This window comes from Actinomadura sp. 7K534 (assembly GCF_004348575.1).
In the GTDB taxonomy this organism is placed as follows: Bacteria; Actinomycetota; Actinomycetes; order Streptosporangiales; family Streptosporangiaceae; genus Spirillospora; species Spirillospora livida.
The window spans coordinates 1-1,005 of the sequence record NZ_SMKB01000503.1; the positions used below are offsets into that span (position 1 = coordinate 1).

Sequence of the window (1,005 nt, forward strand, 5' to 3'; positions counted from 1 at the left end):
CCCCCTGCCCGATCTTTACGGGGACTTGGCGAACCCGCCCGCGCCCTCCCCGGCACGCGCCCGTACCGGCAACGGCCGTGCGGGGTCAGTGGCCGCTCGGCTGGAAGAAGCCGCGCACGTAGGGGTCCTCCAGTGCGGCCAGGCCGGCGAGGCCGCCGGTGGCGACGATCTTCCCGCCGTGCATGAGCGCGGCGTGGTCGGCGATCCCGGTCGCGGCGAGCATCGGCACGTCGTGGGTGATCACCAGGACGGCGGCTCCGGCGTCGGCGTACCGGCGGAGGGTGACCCACACGCCGTAGGCGGTCCCGGTGTCGAGCGAGGCGGCCGGTTCGTCTGCGACGAGGACGCGCGGCGCGGGCAGCAGCGCGGCGGCGAGCGCGGCGCGCTGGATCTGGCCGCCCGAATGCTGGTCCGGGTACAGATCGGCCAGCTCGGCGGGATACCGGGCGGCGGCGCAGGCGCGGCCGACGCTCCACCGCCGGTACCGGTCCTCCAGGGCGCGCAGCTGCGCGCCGACGGTCTCCCCGGCGCGGAAGGCCGTGACGCCCGCCTGGGGCAGCAGCCCGACGGTGCCGCCGCGGAGGAGCCGCCATTGGCCCTGCCCGCGCACCGGCTCGCCGTCGACGTGCACCTGCCCTGTGCTCGTGGCGGTGTCGGGGAGGGTGCCGGTGAGCGCCGCGGCGGCCATGGACTTGCCGCATCCGGACTCGCCGAGCAGGGCGGTGATCTTCCCGTCCGGCACGTCGAGGTCGACGGCGTCCAGGACCGTCTCGCTCCAGCGTCCCGTGTCGATGTGGACGGTCAGTTCGCGAAGTGCGGCGGGCACCGGCGCTCCGTTCCGTTGGGGCGGCGCGGTCAGCCGCGGTTCAGCAGGTCGGAGATCGCCCTGGTGAGGCGGGCCTGGCGCCCGGCGGGGGTCCTGGCCTTCAGCAGCGGCAGGATCAGCCGGTACCGGTCGGTCCTGCCGAGCGCCTCGAACCGGGCGGCGGCGTCGGGGTGGGCGGC

The 1,005-nt window shown here is 76.2% G+C and carries 2 protein-coding genes; both read right to left on the reverse strand.

Annotation, left to right across the window (positions count from 1 at the left end; translation table 11 throughout):
* Window positions 1-85: 85 nt before the first annotated feature.
* Entirely contained in the window at window positions 86-826 is a 741-nt protein-coding gene (locus E1266_RS37415; protein WP_132055332.1) for an ATP-binding cassette domain-containing protein, read from the reverse strand.
* Window positions 827-855: 29 nt separating this feature from the next.
* Window positions 856-1,005 (reverse strand): YdeI/OmpD-associated family protein (locus E1266_RS39990; protein ID WP_165966384.1); only part of this gene is annotated, 150 nt, incomplete at its 5' end.